The organism is Stutzerimonas kunmingensis (assembly GCF_021432085.1).
Classification (GTDB): domain Bacteria; phylum Pseudomonadota; class Gammaproteobacteria; order Pseudomonadales; family Pseudomonadaceae; genus Stutzerimonas.
Genome location: NZ_CP090366.1, coordinates 631,148 through 646,062, shown reverse-complemented (window position 1 = coordinate 646,062; position 14,915 = coordinate 631,148). Strand labels below are relative to the sequence as shown.

The 14,915-nt window shown below is 64.7% G+C and carries 12 protein-coding genes; 3 read left to right on the top strand and 9 right to left on the bottom strand.

Going from position 1 to position 14,915, the window contains the following annotated elements:
- Positions 1 to 30: 30 nt before the first annotated feature.
- The 5 genes from miaA to LW136_RS02945 form a co-directional block, all read right to left on the bottom strand.
- Positions 31 to 1,002, bottom strand: coding sequence for a tRNA (adenosine(37)-N6)-dimethylallyltransferase MiaA (gene miaA, locus LW136_RS02965; protein WP_230357748.1), 972 nt, complete (start codon positions 1,000 to 1,002; stop codon positions 31 to 33).
- A 79-nt stretch (positions 1,003 to 1,081) separates the two neighbouring features.
- Positions 1,082 to 2,959, bottom strand: coding sequence for a DNA mismatch repair endonuclease MutL (gene mutL / locus LW136_RS02960; RefSeq protein ID WP_230357749.1), 1,878 nt, complete (start codon positions 2,957 to 2,959; stop codon positions 1,082 to 1,084).
- Entirely contained in the window at positions 2,956 to 4,371 is a 1,416-nt protein-coding gene (locus LW136_RS02955) for an N-acetylmuramoyl-L-alanine amidase (protein ID WP_272878031.1), read from the bottom strand. The genes mutL and LW136_RS02955 overlap by 4 nt, the downstream gene beginning before the upstream one ends.
- Positions 4,372 to 4,388: 17 nt before the next feature.
- Positions 4,389 to 4,859: a tRNA (adenosine(37)-N6)-threonylcarbamoyltransferase complex ATPase subunit type 1 TsaE gene (gene tsaE, locus LW136_RS02950; protein WP_230357750.1), complete on the bottom strand. Its 471-nt coding sequence runs from the start codon at positions 4,857 to 4,859 to the stop codon at positions 4,389 to 4,391.
- Positions 4,847 to 6,337 carry an NAD(P)H-hydrate dehydratase gene (locus LW136_RS02945; RefSeq protein WP_230357751.1) on the bottom strand — a complete coding sequence of 497 codons (1,491 nt, stop codon included), beginning with the start codon at positions 6,335 to 6,337 and terminating at the stop codon, positions 4,847 to 4,849. The genes tsaE and LW136_RS02945 overlap by 13 nt, the downstream gene beginning before the upstream one ends.
- Before the next feature lie 69 nt (positions 6,338 to 6,406).
- Between LW136_RS02945 and queG the strand changes: the two genes are divergently transcribed.
- Positions 6,407 to 7,480, top strand: a complete 1,074-nt coding sequence (queG, locus tag LW136_RS02940; RefSeq protein WP_230357752.1) for a tRNA epoxyqueuosine(34) reductase QueG — start codon at positions 6,407 to 6,409, stop codon at positions 7,478 to 7,480.
- 21 nt (positions 7,481 to 7,501) lie between these two features.
- On the opposite strand, the gene ftsH is transcribed toward queG, so the two are convergent.
- The 4 genes from ftsH to mpl form a co-directional block, all read right to left on the bottom strand.
- A complete protein-coding gene (gene ftsH, locus LW136_RS02935) occupies positions 7,502 to 9,349 on the bottom strand; it encodes an ATP-dependent zinc metalloprotease FtsH (protein WP_230357753.1) in 1,848 nt (615 codons plus the stop codon).
- A gap of 88 nt (positions 9,350 to 9,437) precedes the next feature.
- Positions 9,438 to 9,728 carry a YceK/YidQ family lipoprotein gene (locus LW136_RS02930; RefSeq protein WP_058065080.1) on the bottom strand — a complete coding sequence of 97 codons (291 nt, stop codon included), beginning with the start codon at positions 9,726 to 9,728 and terminating at the stop codon, positions 9,438 to 9,440.
- Between the two features lies 1 nt (position 9,729).
- Entirely contained in the window at positions 9,730 to 10,359 is a 630-nt protein-coding gene (ubiX, locus tag LW136_RS02925) for a flavin prenyltransferase UbiX (RefSeq protein WP_234174627.1), read from the bottom strand.
- Positions 10,360 to 10,530: 171 nt separating this feature from the next.
- Positions 10,531 to 11,880, bottom strand: coding sequence for a UDP-N-acetylmuramate:L-alanyl-gamma-D-glutamyl-meso-diaminopimelate ligase (gene mpl / locus LW136_RS02920; RefSeq protein WP_234174626.1), 1,350 nt, complete (start codon positions 11,878 to 11,880; stop codon positions 10,531 to 10,533).
- A 205-nt stretch (positions 11,881 to 12,085) separates the two neighbouring features.
- Here mpl and yiaY point away from each other — a divergent pair, with 205 nt between their 5' ends.
- Together yiaY and exaC are read left to right on the top strand one after the other, a co-directional pair.
- Positions 12,086 to 13,234, top strand: a complete 1,149-nt coding sequence (gene yiaY, locus LW136_RS02915; protein WP_041015952.1) for an L-threonine dehydrogenase — start codon at positions 12,086 to 12,088, stop codon at positions 13,232 to 13,234.
- 151 nt (positions 13,235 to 13,385) lie between these two features.
- A complete protein-coding gene (gene exaC, locus LW136_RS02910) occupies positions 13,386 to 14,906 on the top strand; it encodes an acetaldehyde dehydrogenase ExaC (RefSeq protein ID WP_230357756.1) in 1,521 nt (506 codons plus the stop codon).
- Positions 14,907 to 14,915 lie beyond the last annotated feature (9 nt).

Below are 14,915 nucleotides of genomic sequence, written 5' to 3'. Positions count from 1 at the left end.
TGTCTGAGAATAGACGGTCAATTCGCAGTGTCAGCTCAATATGGAGAGCGATTGCAGGTATTTCAATGCGCGCGGCAGATTGTCGCGGGACAAACTGTCCAGCCAGTGCATCTCCCCCCAACTTCGCAACCAGGTGAACTGCCGTTTGGCCAGTTGTCGGGTTGCGATGATGCCGCGCTCCACCATTTCCTCTCGGGTCGATGATCCGTCCAGATATTCCCAGACCTGACGATAACCAACCGCTCGAATCGACGGCATGCCAAGGTGCAGATCACCCCGATTCCTCAGGGCTTCGACCTCTTCGACGAAGCCCTGTTCAACCATGTGCAGGAAACGTCTCTCGATGCGTTCATGCAGGATGTGGCGTTGTGCGGGGGCGATGCACAGTTGCGCGACAGTATAAGGCAAGACTCCTGAGCCTGGAGCGTCTGCGACGGCTTTTTGCGACCTTTGTCGGGCGCGGTGCTCGCTCATGGTCAAGCCGCTGACGCGATATACCTCCAGTGCGCGTACCAGCCGCTGCGGATCGTTAGGATGAATGCGCGCTGCCGACTCCGGATCCACCTGGGCCAGCTGATCGTGCAGCACCTGCAACCCTTGCGTCGCGGCCAGCGCCCCGAGCTCGGCACGTAGCAACGGGTCAGCTGCCGGCATATCGGCGAGTCCTTCCTGCAACGCCTTGAAATACAACATGGTGCCGCCAACCAGCAGAGGAATTCGGCCAGCCGCGCTGATCTCGGCCATGGCCGCCAGGGCATCTGCGCTGAACTCTGCAGCCGAGTAGCTCTCGGCCGGGTCGAGGATGTCCACCAGACGATGGGGAAACTCGGCCAACACCTCAGCCGACGGCTTCGCCGTGCCGATATCCATGCCGCGATAGACCAGCGCCGAATCGACACTGATCAGCTCGCAGGGCAGCAAGCGCGCCAGTTCCAACGCAAGATCGGTCTTGCCCGACGCAGTGGGGCCCATGAGGAAGATGGCAGGAGGGAGAGCGGACATCAGGAAGCTCGACGGTCTTGGCCGCATAGTTTCCGGCGGCAGGCGGTCGGCTGCAAGCACGGCTCGCCGCCAAGGCTACTCAGCGACCGCGCAGGAACAGCTTGTCCAGTTCGTCCATGCCGAGCTGCGTCCAGGTCGGACGCCCGTGATTGCACTGCCCGCTGCGCTCGGTATGTTCCATATCGCGCAGCAAGGCGTTCATCTCCCGCACAGTCAGCCGCCGGTTGGCGCGCACTGCGCCATGACACGCCATGGTCGCCAGCAGCTCGTTCAGATGGGCCTGAATACGGTCACTGGTGCCGTACTCAAGCAGATCGGCCAACACGTCGCGGACCAGCCGGGTCGCTTCGGCCTGCTTGAGTAGCGACGGGATCTGTCGAATCGCCAAGGTTTCCGGCCCCAGTCGTTGCAGCTCGAAACCCAGCATCTGAAACCATTGCCCGTGCTCTTCGGCGCAGTCGGCTTCACGCTGACTCAGCGCAATCGACTCAGGCACCAGCAATGGTTGCCCGCGCAAGCCTTCGCTGGCCATGGCGGTTTTCAGTCGCTCATAGGTGATGCGTTCGTGAGCGGCGTGCATGTCAACCAACACCATGCCCTGGGCATTTTCGGCGAGGATGTAGACGCCCTTGAGCTGCGCCAGCGCATACCCCAGCGGCGGCACGTCATCCTGACTCGCCGGCAGTGCCGCGGGACCGCTTTCGGGCAACGGCGTGAAGAACTCGCGATAAGCACCCTGAGTTTCGGCGGTATAGCCGGCCGAAGCTGGCCGTGGCGCCTGATAACCGGCCCCTGCGCCGCGCCAGGACGACGTATCACCCTGGGGCCGCTCAAGCACGCTGGCCGCCAGACTCATTTCGTTCTGCCCGGCGAACTCGCCAGCGGCCAGTCCGGAAACCTGCGTCATCGGCGTGACGCTGGCCGGTGCCGCGAGCTGATCTTCCGGCCGCACATCCCCCAGCGCGCGATGCAGCGTTCCGTAAAGGAAGTCATGCACCATGCGGCTGTCGCGGAAGCGCACTTCATGCTTGGTCGGGTGCACGTTGACGTCCACCACCGCCGGGTCGACATCGAGGAACAGCACGAATGTCGGGTGCCGGCCGTTGAACAGCACATCGCGATAGGCCTGGCGTACCGCATGGGCCACCAGCTTGTCGCGAACCATGCGCCCGTTGACGTAGAAATACTGCAGGTCCGCCTGACTGCGCGAGAAGGTCGGCAGCCCGACCCAGCCAGACAGTCGCAAGCCGTTACGCTCGATCTCGATGGGCAGCGCCTGCTCGAGGAACGCCGGCCCGCATACCGAAGCGACACGACGCGCGCGCGCCGCATCGTCTTCGGCCTGGTGCAGCGCCAGCACGACCTTGCCGTTGTGGCGCAGATGGAAGGCCACGTCGAAACGCGCCAGCGCCAGGCGCTTGATGACTTCCTGAAGGTGATCGAATTCGGTCTTCTCGGTGCGCAGAAACTTGCGTCGCGCCGGCGTATTGAAGAACAGATCGCGCACCTCCACCGAGGTGCCCACTGGATGCGCCGCGGGCTGTACCCGCGCTTCCATTTCACGCCCCTCGGTCTCCACCTGCCAGGCCTCGCTGGCATCGGCGGTGCGTGAGGTCATGGTCAGACGCGAGACGGAACTGATCGAAGCCAGCGCTTCGCCCCGAAAACCCAGACTCATGACCCGTTCGAGGTCTTCCAGATCACGAATCTTGCTGGTGGCGTGACGCGCCAGGGCCAGCGGCAGATCGTCCGGCGGAATGCCGCAGCCGTCGTCGCGCACTCGCAGCAGCTTGACCCCGCCCTGCTCGATGTCCACATCGATGCGTCGCGCGCCCGAATCCAGACTGTTTTCCAGCAGCTCCTTGATCACCGAGGCCGGGCGTTCCACCACCTCGCCGGCGGCAATCTGGTTCGCCAGCCGCGGACTTAGCAGCTGGATGCGCGGCACCTCGCTCATGGCTGCGAGGCCAGCGTGGTGGCGGGAATGTTCAGCGTCTGGCCGATCTTGATCACATCATTGCGCAGATTGTTGGCGCTGCGCAGGGAAGTCAGGCTTACCTGATAGCGCTGGGCGAGCAATGCCAGGCTCTCGCCGGAACGTACGATGTGCTCGCGCGGCGCACTGGCGATCTTGCCGGAATCCCGCAACCAGGCCACATAGGTTCCAGGCGGCGGATTCTCATGAAAGAACTGCCTTACGCCACTGTGGATCGAGCGCGCCAGCGACTGCTGGTGGCTCGCTGTCTGCAGCTTCTTGGCCTCGGACGGGTTCGAGATGAAGCCGGTTTCCACCAGAATCGACGGAATATCCGGCGACTTCAGCACCATGAAGCCCGCCTGCTCGACTCGCCGCTTGTGCAGCGGGGTGATGCGCCCCATGTTGCTCAATACTTTCTGCCCGACATTCAGGCTCGATGACAACGAGGCGGTCATCGACAGATCCAGCAGCACACCTGCAAGCATCTGGTCCTTGTCGCCGAGACTGACGTTGCCGGCACCGCCAATCAGGTCGGAACGGTTCTCGCTGTCGGCCAGCCAGCGCGCGGTTTCCGAGGTGGCGCCGCGGTCGGACAGGGCGAACACTGAGGCACCGTAGGCCGCCGAACGCGGCGCGGCATCGGCATGGATCGAGACGAACAGATCGGCGCCCTTCTTGCGCGCGATCTCGGTACGTTTGCGCAGCGGGATGAAGTAGTCGCCGGTGCGCACCAGCTCGGCTCGAAAACCCTTGTCGGCGTTGATCTGCCGTTGCAGTTCCTTGGAAATCTGCAGTACCACGTGTTTCTCGTAGATCTTGCCGGGGCCAATCGCGCCGGGGTCTTCGCCACCATGACCGGCGTCGATGGCGATCACGATGTCGCGCTTGCTGCTCGCCGTAGCCGGCAGCTTCATCGCTGGCAGGGTCGGGGAAACCGGCGCGGCGGGTGTCGCCGGAGTGGCGGTGGCTGGCGGCTGGGTCGCGGCGCGAGCGGATGTCGCCTGATCGAAGAGGTCGACCACCAGGCGATGACCGTATTGCTGATTGGGCGCCAGACTGAAGCTCTTCGGCGCTACCGGCGCATGCAAATCGACGACCACGCGAAGTGTGTCGGCATCGTGCTGGCCGGCGCGCAGAGAGGCGACCGGCGTGTTCTTCAACGGCAGCTTGTCGAGTTCGGCCTTGAGCGTCGCGCCAGTCACGTCGATGACCAGCCGATCGGGCGCGGTAAGGGTGAATATCTTGTGCTCGACCGGGCCGGATAGATCGAACACCAGGCGGGTGTTGTCCGGCGCACGCCACAGACGCACGCTCTGCACATCGCTGGCGGCATGAAGGTCGGTTGCCATCAGCAACAGCACCAGTCCACCAATCAGGGTGCGAATGCGCATACCCAAACCCATGTTATTCATAGCTCTCCGTCGGTCAGGGCGACACACCAGGCTTCGCCCCGCGCGGTGTGGGGCGACAGGCGCAGCGTACGGCCGGCCTCATGCGGTGCAATGGTAATGTCCATGTCGGCCTTTGGCAAAATGCCGGCCCCGCGCTCCGGCCATTCGATCAGGCACAGCGCATTGCCTTCGAAATAGTCGCGGATGCCGAGGAACTCCAGTTCTTCAGGATCGACCAGACGATACAGGTCGAAGTGGTAAACCTGCACATCGCCCAACTCGTAGGGTTCGACCAATGTGAAGGTCGGACTCTTGACCTTGCCCGCATGACCGAAGCCGCGAATCAGGCCGCGCGACAACGTGGTCTTGCCCGCACCCAGGTCGCCATGCAGATAGATGACGCCACGACCGCCGGTCGCCTCGGCGATGCGTGCGCCCAGCGCGAGCATGGCAGCCTCGTCCGCGGCATACAGATTCACTTCCGGCATGGCGACTGCTCCTCGAGCAACTGACGAATCACGGAAATCAGATCGCTGGCGGCGAGTCCGCGCCCCTGCTCACCCAAGCGCTCGCCAGCGGAGGCGTGTAACCACGCCCCCAGGCAGGCCGCGTCGAATGGCGTCAGGTCTTGCGCCAGCAACGCACCGATCACGCCGGCCAACACGTCGCCCAAACCGGCACTGGCCATCGCCGGATGGCCGCGATCACACAGCGCCAGCCGACCATCCGCGGTGGCGATCAGCGTACCGGCGCCTTTGAGCAGTGCCACGCAGGCGTAGCGATGGGCCAGCGCACGCGCCGCAGCGGGGCGATCAGCCTGGATTTCAGCTACCGAGCACTGCAACAGCCGCGCAGCCTCGCCCGGGTGCGGGGTGATCACGCTCGCTGCCGGCAATTCGATGCCGCCAGCAGCCAGCAGGTTCAGCGCATCGGCGTCCCACACCTGTGGCAACTCATGTTGCGCCGCCAGCGACAGCAGGCTGCGTCCCCAGGGCGCCTGTCCCAGGCCCGGGCCGACCACCAGCACATCGGCGCGCTCGACCAGCGCGGTCAGGCTATAGGTCGACTCAACGCCACTGCACATGATTTCCGGGCGTCGTACCAGCGCAGCGGTGACATGTTCCGGACGAGTCGCCAGCGTCACCATGCCCGCGCCGCAGCGCAACGCCGCCTCGGCGCTGAGCAGCGCGGCGCCGCCGGTCCCCAGATCGCCGCCAATGACCAGCACCTGACCGAAGCTGCCCTTGTGCGCCACCGGCGAGCGCGGCGCGACAGGCACCAACGTTGACTGATCCAGGCGTACAGCGTCGCCTGCGACCTGACTGACGATCTGCGGATCGGCCTGCAGATCATCGAATACCAGCGTGCCGACGCGATCCGGGCCGTCCGCGGTGAACAGCCCGAGCTTGAGCCCGATGAAGGTCACACTGAGATCGGCACGCACCGCGTGACCCAGCACCCGCCCGCTGTTGGCGCAGAGCCCGGACGGCAGATCAATGGCCAGCACCGGTAGCGCACTGGCATTGATCGCCTCGATCGCTCCGACATATGGCTCGCGCACGTCACCGGCAATGCCGGTGCCCAGTAGCGCATCCACCAGCACGCCCTGCAACATCGCCTCGGCATGCCAGGGCTCGACGACCACACCGCTCGCCCGTGCCTCGGCCAGGGCCTGCGCGGCATCGCCCTGCAAAGCTTGCGGATCGCCCACCGCCAGCACCCGCACCTGCCAGCCGGAGCGCTGCGCCAGCGCCGCGACGATGTAGCCATCGCCGGCGTTATTGCCACGTCCGGCCAATACGGTAACTGCCCCGGCATCCGGCCAGCGCCGACGCAGCGCACGCCATGCTGCATGAGCGGCACGCTGCATCAATTCGAAACCGGGAGTGCCGGCGGCAATCAGGCGCGCATCGAGTTCGCGCACCTGGGCGGCGGTATACAGAGCGACGGGCAGGGAATCGGTCATCGGAGCAGGGATCATCGCGGCGGAATGTCTGGCAGAATTATACGCACCCGCCTGTCATGCCGCTCTCCAATGTCCAGCCTCTCTCTCGACCCCGCCGCCCTCGCCCAATCCATCAAGGAATGGGGGCGTGAGCTCGGCTTTCAGCAGGTCGGCATCACCGATGTCGACCTCGGCGAGCACGAAGCGCACCTCGACGCCTGGCTGGCGGCCGGCTATCAGGGCGAGATGGACTACATGGCCGCCCACGGCAGCAAGCGTTCGCGGCCGGACGAACTGGTACCGGGCACCCTCAGGGTGATCTCCCTGCGCATGGACTACCTGCCCGGCGACACGCGCATGACGCAGCAGCTCGCGAGTCCGGAGAAGGCCTATGTGTCACGCTATGCGCTGGGCCGCGACTACCACAAGCTGATCCGCAAACGCATCCAGCAGCTCGCCGAGCGCATTCAGCAGATGGTCGGCCCGTTCGGCTTTCGCGCCTTCGTCGACAGCGCGCCAGTGCTGGAGAAGGCCGCCGGGCAGCAGGCCGGCCTCGGCTGGATCGGCAAGAACACCCTGCTGCTCAATCGCAAGGCCGGCAGCTGGTTCTTTCTCGGCGAGTTGTTCGTTGATATCGCGTTGCCGGTCGACGAACCAGCGACCCGCGATCATTGCGGCAGCTGCCACGCCTGCCTGGACGTCTGCCCCACCGATGCCTTCGTCGGCGAACGGCTACTCGATGCGCGACGCTGCATTTCCTATCTCACCATCGAGCTGAAAGGCGCGATCCCCATCGAGCTGCGCGACAAGATCGGCAACCGCGTATTCGGCTGCGACGATTGCCAGATCGTCTGCCCGTGGAACCGATTCGCCCGCCCCACCGAGCAGAGTGACTTTCAACCACGCCATAGCCTGGACAACGCCGAGCTGGCGACCCTGTTCCGCTGGACGGAAGAGGAGTTTCTCAGCCGCACCGAGGGTTCGCCGCTACGCCGCGCCGGTTACCAGCGCTGGCTGCGCAACCTGGCGGTCGGCCTGGGCAACGCGCCGTCAAGCATCCCGGTGCTGGAAGCGCTCCAGGCGCGCCGCGACGACCCCTCGGAGCTGGTACGCGAGCATGTCGAATGGGCGCTGGCGCAACATGCCCAGCGCCAGCCCGACTGACTCGCCAGCCCTGAGGCCGCATCAGGCCTGAGGGGATGCCTGTACCGGATCACTGGTCGGAGCAGCACTGAGCTCACGCAACTGCTCGGCATCCAGAGTCTCCTGCTGTAGCAAACGCCGCGCACAGCGCTCGAGCAATTCATGTCGTTCTTCAAGCAACCCCAGGCTGCGCTGGAATGCAGACTGCACCAGCTCCTGCACTTCCTCATCGATAGCGGTTGCCGTGCTCTCCGCATAGTCATGCTGCGGCTTGAGGCCGAGCATCGCCTCGTTGCCAAGGAACGAGTTCGGCTCACGCTCCAGCGCCAGGTGGCCGAGACGCTTGGACATGCCGTAGCGCGTCACCATGGCGCGGGCGATATCGGTGACCTTGGCCAGATCGTCCGCCGCACCGGTGGACAGATGCGCATACACCAGCCACTCCGCCGCACGCCCGCCGAGCAATACCGCCATCTTGTTTTCCAGCTCGTCGCGGGTCATCAGGAAGCGATCCTCGATGGGGCGCTGGATGGTGTAGCCCAGCGCGCCCATGCCACGCGGGATGATCGACACCTTGTGCACCGGATCGACGCCTGGCAGCGCCATGGCCACTAGCGCATGGCCCATCTCGTGATAGGCGACGATCTCCCGCTCGCGCGGGTTGAGCAGGCGGTTGCGCTTTTCCAGCCCGGCGATGATGCGTTCGATGGCTGCGGTGAAGTCTTCCATGGCCACCGCTTCGGCATTGCGCCGGGTCGCCAGCAGCGTCGCCTCATTGACCAGATTGGCCAGATCGGCACCGGTAAAGCCCGGCGTCAGCGCGGCGATGGCCTGCGGATCGACATCGGTGCCCAGTCGCGATTTCTTCAGGTGCACATTGAGAATCTGAACCCGCCCGACCTTGTCCGGTCGATCGACGAGCACCTGACGGTCGAAACGGCCGGCACGCAGCAGCGCCGGGTCGAGGATTTCCGGTCGGTTGGTCGCGGCCAGCAGGACCAGCCCGCTGGAGGTATCGAAACCGTCCATCTCCACCAGCAGCTGGTTGAGCGTCTGCTCCTTCTCGTCATGCCCGCCGGACAATGGTCCGGCACCGCGGGCGCGGCCGAGGGCATCCAGTTCGTCGATAAAGATGATCGCTGGCGCCTGGCCCCGCGCCTGTTCGAAGAGATCGCGCACCCGCGCGGCACCGACGCCGACGAACATCTCGACGAACTCGGAACCGGAAATGGAGAAGAACGGCACCTTCGCCTCGCCAGCGACGGCGCGCGCCAGCAACGTTTTGCCGGTGCCGGGTGGACCGACCAGCAGCACGCCCTTGGGCATGCGTCCGCCTAGGCGGCCATAGGTTTGCGGATCGCGGAGAAACTCGATGATTTCCTTGAGCTCGTCCTTGGCCTCGTCGACGCCGGCGACGTCGGCGAAGCTCACCTTCATGTCGGTCTCGACGTAGACACGCGCCTTGCTCTTGCCGATCTGCATCATGCCGCCGCCACCCAGGCCGCTGCCGATGCGCTTGAGCAGGAACAGCCAGATGCCGAAGAAGAGCATGGCCGGCACGATCCACGACAGCAGGTCACGCACCAGCGTGCTTTCCACCTTGCCGGTGTAGCGCACCGGGTACTGCTGCAGATGCTCGGCCAGCTGCGGCTCGACGCGGTTGCTGATGAAACGTCGCTGACCGCTGGCCAAGGGCTCCTTGAGCAAGCCCTCGATGCGCCGCTCGGTGATCGCCAGCTCCTCGACGCGGCCCTCCTTGAGGTGCTGCTCGAACTCGCTGTAGGGGATGGTCGCCACCTCCTGCTGGATCGACAGCAGGTACTGCAGGCCGAGAAACACCAGAATGGCGATCATCCAGTAATTCATGTGGAACTGAGTTCGGTCTTTCACACCTGTTCTCCTTGTGCCGCAGACGGGGAGATTATGCCTGCTGTGCGAGAGGCCAGCCTGAACCCAGATCAGTAATGCTGCACGCCGCTCAAAGACCGCCGCGCACGCCGAGTCCTACACCCAGCTCCGCCGCGACGGCGAAGGGCAGCAACAGCGTATCCACCAGGGCGCTGGCAGGGAGGTCCAGCGCGGCATATTTCGGCGCTACGGCACCGAAGCGATCCAGCGGGCAGCAGCCGCCGTTGAGGCTGTACCAGTCCAGGCGCGTGCCGGAATAAATGATCGGCGCGCCAGGCTTGGCGGCGTCCAACGTGCGCACGCTGGCACAGCCGCCGAGCAGGCTCAGCGTCGCCAGGACTAGCAGCGCTCGGCCGAGCATGTCAGTCGTCGCTGACGATATGGTGCTCACCCCAGCGCGGCAGCATGTCCTGCGGGATGTTGAGCAGATTGAGGATGCGCGCGACGACGAAATCGACCAGGTCGTCGATGGTCTGCGGCTGGTGATAGAAGCCCGGCGAGGCCGGCAGGATGGTCACGCCGAGATTGGACAGTTTGAGCATGTTCTCAAGGTGAATGCTCGAATACGGCGCCTCGCGCGGGACCAGGATCAGCTGGCGGCGCTCCTTGAGCGCGACGTCGGCGGCACGCTCGATCAGGTTGTTGCAGGCGCCGGCGGCAATCGCCGAGAGCGTGCCGGTCGAGCATGGCACCACGACCATGGCCGTCGGCGCGCCAGAGCCGGAGGCCGGTGGCGCCATCCAGTCCTCCTTGGCGAACACGCGGATCTGCCCCGAGGCGGCACCGGTGTATTCCGAGAGGAACGCCTGCATGGCCTGGGGCTTGGCCGGCAGCACCACGTCGGTCTCGGTGGCCATCACCAGCTGCGCGGCCTTGGAGATCAGGAAGTGCACCTCGCGGTCCTCCTGGATCAGGCAATCGAGCAGGCGCAGGCCGTACTGCGCGCCGGATGCGCCAGTCATGGCCAAGGTGATGCGTTCCGGTCCGTTCATACATTTGTTCCCTTGTAGTCGCTTGGTCGTGTTCGGGCGGGCTGAAGCGGAACGCCGCCCGGCCCACCCTACTTGCTGATGCGATCCGCGTGGAAATGCCTTCGGCGATTTCCACCCTACCCACGGTCATCGTAGGGTGGAAAACCGCGAAGCGTTTTCCACCTTGAGCAATCAGCTCAACGCCTCAGCCAATTTGCCGTGCAACCCACCGAAACCGCCATTGCTCATCACCACCACCTGGGTGCCCGGCACGGCGTCAGCTTTGACCTTGGCGATGATCGCCTCCAGCGAGTCGCACACCGTAGTCTCCACCGGCGAGCCGGCAACGGTCGCGGCCAGGTCCCAGCCAAGGTTGGCCGGTGCGTACCAGATAGCCTGATCCGCCAGCGCCACGGATTCAGCCAGGCCCTCGCGATGCGCACCGAGCTTCATGGAGTTGGAACGCGGTTCGACCACCGCGATGATCGGCGTATCGCCCACACGCTTGCGCAGGCCGTCGAGGGTGGTGGCGATGGCGGTCGGGTGGTGGGCGAAGTCGTCGTAGATGGTCACGCCGTTGACCTCGGCAACCTTCTCCATGCGTCGCTTGACGCTCAGGAACTCGCTGAGCGCCTCGGCGCCCTGCTTCGGTATCACACCCACATGCCGCGCCGCGGCGAGCGTGGCCAACGCGTTGTTGACGTTGTGCTGGCCGTTCAGCTCCCATTCCACTACGCCTTGTACGGCGCCATCGAAGATCACCTCGAAGCGCGAGCCGTCGGCGCTGAGCAGCTTGGCCTGCCACTGGCCGCCGTCACCGGTGGTCTGCACTGGCGTCCAGCACCCCATGCCGATCACGCGCTTGAGCGCCGTCTCCGACTCGGGATGGATGACCAGCCCTTCGCTCGGCACGGTGCGCACCAGATGATGAAACTGCCGCTCGATGGCCGCGAGATCGGGGAAAATATCCGCGTGATCGAACTCTAGATTGTTCAGGATCGCGGTGCGCGGGCGGTAGTGGACGAACTTGCTGCGCTTGTCGAAGAAGGCACTGTCGTATTCGTCGGCCTCGACCACGAAGAACGGAGTACCACCGAGCCGTGCGGAGATACCGAAGTTCTGCGGCACGCCACCGATGAGAAAGCCCGGGCTCATGCCCGCGTGCTCCAGTACCCAAGCGAGCATGCTGCTGGTGGTGGTCTTGCCATGGGTGCCAGCCGCGGCTAGGACCCAGCGCCCCTGCAGCACGTGATCGGCCAGCCACTGCGGGCCGGAGACATAGGGCAGGCCCTTGTTCAGCACGTACTCCACGGCAGGGTTGCCACGCGACAGCGCATTGCCGATCACCACCAGATCCGGCGACGGCTCGAGCTGGCTCGGCTCGTAGCCCTGGGTCAACTCGATGCCCTGCGCTTCGAGCTGGGTGCTCATCGGTGGATAGACGTTGGCATCGGAGCCGGTGACGCGATGCCCGAGCTCCTTGGCCAGCACCGCAAGCGACCCCATGAAGGTGCCGCAGATGCCGAGAATGTGGATATGCATGGATGCCCTCAAAAGCGGTGAGACCCACTGAAAAACTGCGGCGCAGGTTAGCACAGCAGGCCATCCCAGCCGACCAGGCGCCGTTAGTCAGACGCAGGGCCGAAACGCGACTGATCGGTCACCTTCTTGAGCCAGATCATTTCGCCCCCCGGTCCAGATGCGATGCTGCAAGTACCACTTTCAGACAATCACAAGGGAATTCTCCATGAGCAGCACCTTCTTCATCCCCGCAGTGAACATGATGGGCGCCGGTAGCCTCGATGAGGCGATGGTCGCTATCGCCAACTACGGCTTTCGCAAAGCGCTGATCGTCACCGATGTCGGACTGGCACGAGCAGGCGTCGCCGAAAAGGTCGCCGCGCTGCTGGCTGCCGCGGATATCCAATCGGTCGTATTCGACGGCGCACAACCGAACCCAACCGTCGGCAACGTCGAGAAGGGCCTGGCCCAGCTGCGCGACAGCGCCTGCGATTTCATCATTTCCCTCGGTGGCGGCTCGCCTCATGACTGCGCCAAGGGCATCGCCCTGTGCGCCACCAACGGCGGGAATATCGCCGACTACGAAGGCGTCGACCGCTCGGCCAAACCACAACTGCCGCTGGTGGCGATCAACACCACCGCCGGCACCGCCAGCGAGATGACTCGCTTCTGCATCATCACCGACGAAACCCGCCACGTGAAAATGGCCATCGTCGACCGCAATGTCACGCCGCTGCTGTCGGTGAACGACCCGGCATTGATGGTCGCCATGCCCAAGGGGCTGACCGCCGCGACCGGCATGGACGCCCTCACCCACGCGATTGAAGCCTATGTCTCGACCGCCGCCACGCCGATCACCGATGCCTGCGCGCTCAAGGCCATCGAACTGATCTCGGCAAACCTGCGTACCGCCGTCGAGAACGGCAGCGACATGCCCGCCCGCGAAGCCATGGCCTACGCACAGTTCCTCGCCGGGATGGCGTTCAACAACGCCTCGCTGGGCTACGTCCACGCAATGGCTCACCAGCTCGGCGGCTTCTACGATCTGCCGCACGGCGTCTGCAACGCCGTACTGCTGCCTCACGTGGAGAGCTACAACGCCAGCGTCTGCCCCGAACGCCTGCGCGACGTTGCAACCGCGATGGGCGTGGAGACCCGCGGACTCGACGCCGCGCAGGGTGCCGAAGCCGCACTCGTGGCAATCCGTACCCTGTCGCAGGCAATCGGCATTCCGGGCGGCCTGGCCGAGCTTGGCGCCAAGGCCGATGACATCCCGACGCTGGCCGCCAACGCCATGAACGATGCCTGCGGCCTGACCAATCCACGCCGCGCCACGCAAGAGGAAATCGAAGCGATCTTCCATAGCGCCCTCTGAGCCCCTGGGCCGGGGCTTCTGCCCCGGCCCGACCGCGCGGCAGCGCTCGCTCTGCCGCCACGAAAGCGCCCCTGGCCACCGCGACAGCATTCAAGTCGTGATCTACGCTTTATGCAGCGAATCTCCATCCAAGAACAAACCGGAGCCCCCCATGATCTACGCCCCTCCCGGCACCGACGGTGCCCTCGTTACCCTCAAGGCCCGCTACGGCAACTTCATCAATGGCGAGTTCGTCGAACCCGTCAACGGGCAGTATTTCACCAACCTGTCTCCGGTTAACGGACAGCCGATTGCCGAGTTTCCGCGCTCCGACGCCGCCGACATCGAGAAGGCGCTGGACGCCGCCCATGCCGCTGCCGATGCCTGGGGCAAGACCAGCGTGCAGGCGCGCTCGCTGATCCTGTTGCAGATCGCCGACCGTATCGAGCAGAACCTGGAGATGCTCGCCGTCACCGAAACCTGGGACAACGGCAAGGCCGTGCGTGAAACGCTGAATGCGGACATCCCGCTGGCGGCTGACCACTTCCGTTACTTCGCCGGCTGCATCCGCGCCCAGGAGGGCACCGCAGCCGAGATCGACGAGCACACCGCGGCCTATCACTTCCATGAGCCGCTGGGCGTGGTCGGGCAGATTATCCCGTGGAACTTCCCGATCCTGATGGCCGCCTGGAAACTCGCCCCGGCACTGGCGGCAGGCAACTGCGTGGTGCTGAAACCGGCCGAGCAGACCCCTCTAGGTATCGCAGTGCTGATGGAAGTCATCGGCGACTTGCTGCCCCCGGGCGTGCTCAACGTCGTGCAGGGCTACGGTCGTGAAGCCGGCGAGGCCCTGGCCTCGAGCAAGCGCATCGCCAAGATCGCTTTCACCGGCTCCACCCCGGTGGGCTCGCACATCATGAAGCGCGCCGCCGAGAGCATCATCCCGAGCACCGTGGAACTGGGTGGCAAGAGCCCGAACATCTACTTCGAAGACATCATGCAGGCCGAACCGACCTTCATCGAGAAGGCCGCCGAAGGCCTGGTGCTGGGCTTCTTCAACCAGGGCGAGGTGTGCACCTGCCCGTCGCGCGCGCTGGTGCAGGAATCCATCTACGCCCCCTTCATGGAAGCGGTGATGAAGAAGGTCGCGCAGATCAAGCGCGGCGACCCGCTGGACACCGAGACCATGGTCGGCGCCCAGGCCAGCCAGCAGCAGTTCGACAAGATCATGTCCTACCTGGAGATCGCCAAGGGCGAAGGCGCGGAGGTGCTCACCGGCGGCGCAGCGGAGAAGCTCGAAGGCTCTCTCGCCACCGGCTATTACATCCAGCCGACCCTGCTCAAGGGCACCAACCAGATGCGTGTGTTCCAAGAGGAGATCTTCGGCCCGGTGATCGGCGTCACCACCTTCAAGGATGAAGCCGAAGCCCTGGCCATCGCCAACGACACCGAGTACGGCCTCGGTGCTGGCGTATGGACCCGCGACATCAACCGCGCCTACCGCATGGGCCGGGCGATCAAGGCGGGCCGTGTCTGGACCAACTGCTACCACCTCTATCCGGCCCATGCCGCGTTCGGTGGCTACAAGAAGTCCGGCGTCGGTCGCGAAACCCACAAGATGATCCTCGACAGCTACCAGCAGACCAAGAACCTGCTGGTCAGCTACGACATCAACCCGCTGGGCTTCTTCTGATAGATCGGC

Excerpts from the sequence above, each read along its gene's own strand:
- tsaE (WP_230357750.1), bottom strand. The coding sequence starts at position 4,859 with ATGCCGGAAGTGAATCTGTATGCCGCGGACGAGGCTGCCATGCTCGCG.
- mutL (WP_230357749.1), bottom strand. The coding sequence starts at position 2,959 with ATGAGCGAGGTGCCGCGCATCCAGCTGCTAAGTCCGCGGCTGGCGAAC.
- mpl (WP_234174626.1), bottom strand. The coding sequence starts at position 11,880 with ATGCATATCCACATTCTCGGCATCTGCGGCACCTTCATGGGGTCGCTT.
- queG (WP_230357752.1), top strand. The coding sequence starts at position 6,407 with ATGTCCAGCCTCTCTCTCGACCCCGCCGCCCTCGCCCAATCCATCAAG.
- LW136_RS02945 (WP_230357751.1), bottom strand. The coding sequence starts at position 6,337 with ATGACCGATTCCCTGCCCGTCGCTCTGTATACCGCCGCCCAGGTGCGC.
- yiaY (WP_041015952.1), top strand. The coding sequence starts at position 12,086 with ATGAGCAGCACCTTCTTCATCCCCGCAGTGAACATGATGGGCGCCGGT.
- exaC (WP_230357756.1), top strand. The coding sequence starts at position 13,386 with ATGATCTACGCCCCTCCCGGCACCGACGGTGCCCTCGTTACCCTCAAG.
- LW136_RS02930 (WP_058065080.1), bottom strand. The coding sequence starts at position 9,728 with ATGCTCGGCCGAGCGCTGCTAGTCCTGGCGACGCTGAGCCTGCTCGGC.
- miaA (WP_230357748.1), bottom strand. The coding sequence starts at position 1,002 with ATGTCCGCTCTCCCTCCTGCCATCTTCCTCATGGGCCCCACTGCGTCG.
- LW136_RS02955 (WP_272878031.1), bottom strand. The coding sequence starts at position 4,371 with ATGCGCATTCGCACCCTGATTGGTGGACTGGTGCTGTTGCTGATGGCA.
- ubiX (WP_234174627.1), bottom strand. The coding sequence starts at position 10,359 with ATGAACGGACCGGAACGCATCACCTTGGCCATGACTGGCGCATCCGGC.